General features: G+C 46.7%; 3 protein-coding genes. 2 read left to right on the top strand and 1 reads right to left on the bottom strand.

The window, feature by feature from the left end; all coding sequences use genetic code 11:
- The coding region (locus tag C7B77_RS29025) for a class I SAM-dependent methyltransferase (protein WP_106313248.1) at positions 1 to 755 on the bottom strand (755 nt) is incomplete at its 3' end.
- A gap of 220 nt (positions 756 to 975) precedes the next feature.
- Between C7B77_RS29025 and C7B77_RS29020 the strand changes: the two genes are divergently transcribed.
- Both C7B77_RS29020 and C7B77_RS29015 read left to right on the top strand, forming a co-directional pair.
- Positions 976 to 1548, top strand: a complete 573-nt coding sequence (locus tag C7B77_RS29020; protein WP_106313245.1) for a cytochrome b — start codon at positions 976 to 978, stop codon at positions 1546 to 1548.
- Between the two features lie 86 nt (positions 1549 to 1634).
- Positions 1635 to 2001 (top strand): alpha/beta fold hydrolase (locus tag C7B77_RS29015; RefSeq protein WP_146138603.1); only part of this gene is annotated, 367 nt, incomplete at its 3' end.

Genomic DNA, 2001 nt, shown 5'->3' with positions numbered 1-2001 from the left:
GATAAAAATTCTAAACAAATTGATTTTACCTGCTCCTGATCGGCTGAATCTAGTTTGTCGATCGTGCCTCTAGTCCCACCGCCCATTACCATCGTCCACCAATCTTCTGGACTTGCCAGATGGTGACTATCGGTTTCGGCAAACACCCGAATATTATTTGCCCCACAGGATGCTATCAATGCCTGTAACGATGCTGGCTCGCCAATCCGATACCATGGGGTAAATTGTTTGTAAAGATCCGGACGTAAGGCCGCGATCGCATTCCAAAATGTCTGGTTAGCAGGCTCGAATACCCGCGCGCCCCAGGATGTAATTGCTAATGTCCCGCCAGGGCGCAACATCCGCCACAATTCGGCGACGGCGGCTTCCATATCGGGTAAAAAGAAAATCCCAAATACACACACGATCGCGTCGAAACTTGCGCTGGGTAAGTCTAAATTGCTAAAATCCGCGCACTGAAACTCGATATTTGTCAATCCCTGTTGTTGAGATTTCTGGCGTGCCAATTCCAGCAAACCGTCGGCGAGATCTACACCCAATACCGAGCCAGTCGCACCTGCCTCAATAGCGGCGGGAATTGCCGAGGCACCAGTTCCACAACAGACATCTAATACTTGCATTCCCGGTTGGAGATCGGCAAGCTCGATGGTACGTTGTCCGAATCGATTCCAAAAGGATAGAGCTGGCGCATCAAAATAATCGGCGGCAGAGTTAAAGGTAGTTTTTGCCTTGTTTATTGCTTCTTCTTTGTTCATTTTGATAGGAATAATAGAGGGTATTTACTAATTTTATTTCAGATCTGTTTGGATTTCGGAATTGATGGTTTCCGACCGACGTCTGTTCGTAAGATTGAAGTTATTAGTTAAGAGCGCGAACGATACGATCGAGAGATTAAATAATCGATCGAGTAAAATTAGCGATAATATGTAACCACATAGACGGGCAATTCCTACCTTCCATCTGTATCTTGCAAATATGTCAGCAACAGCACCAAAACCCAGACTGAATAATATCTTCAAACAATTAATGTCCGTTCACTGGTGGATGGCGGGATTGTATCTATTCTTGTTGACGGGTGGCACGATATTTGAAAGACTTCAGGGTGATGCGGGCGGACGCGAACTCCTGCTAGCCGCTCACAAATCTGTTGGCGTGTTGGTATTGTTGTTACTCGGCTGGCGCGGATATTTATTAGTCAGAGTCTGGGGGCGCAAATATACCAAGCATCTGCCTAAATTAACTACAAATTGGTATTTTAAGACGGGTTTGCATACCGTATTGTATTTGTTGATGTTAGCAGTACCGCTGAGTGGTTATTGGTTATCCAATTCTTACCAAGCCAATAATGTCAACTTATTTGGGATTCCCATGCCAGATCTATTTCCGGTGGATTCGGAGGGAGCATCTCAAGCTAGTGCGGCGCACAGTCGCTCGTCTAAAATTTTTGCGATGCTGATTGCCGTTCACTCGATCGCGCAGTATAAAGTAGTTATCGCCAACTGGCGCAGGTTTTCGGCGTGGGTGGTTAAAATAAAGAGTAAAGGGTAGATGAGTGGATGGGTGGATGAGATGTAATTTTTCGCCATCGCCCCAGCATCATTCATTGCTACTACTAAACTTTTGAGGCGATCGTGATGTCTAATCTGACTAGTATTGAATCTCCTGTTGTTGCAGATACCACCTCTACATACCAATGGAGCTGGCAAGGACAGTCGTTGAGCATTGCTTATGAAACTGCTGGTGCGGGGGCACCCATTCTACTTTTACCTGCTTTTAGTACGGTTTCTAGCCGGACTGAGATGTCGAGCTTGGCGGTTCGGTTAAAATCGCAGTTTCAGGTGACGACGGTGGATTTTCCTGGGTTTGGGGACTCTAGTCGTCCGCGTGTAGATTATGCGCCGCCGCTGTATCGCCAGTTTTTGGCGGACTTCGTGCGGGATATGTTTTCAGTTCCGGTGATAATTATTGCTGCGGGACATGCGGCGGGATACGCGCTAAATC

Origin of the sequence: Chamaesiphon polymorphus CCALA 037 (assembly GCF_003003845.1) — a bacterium.
In the GTDB taxonomy this organism is placed as follows: Bacteria; Cyanobacteriota; Cyanobacteriia; order Cyanobacteriales; family Chamaesiphonaceae; genus Chamaesiphon; species Chamaesiphon polymorphus.
Note: the sequence above shows the minus strand (reverse complement) of the source record. Positions and strands in the feature narration are given on the sequence as shown.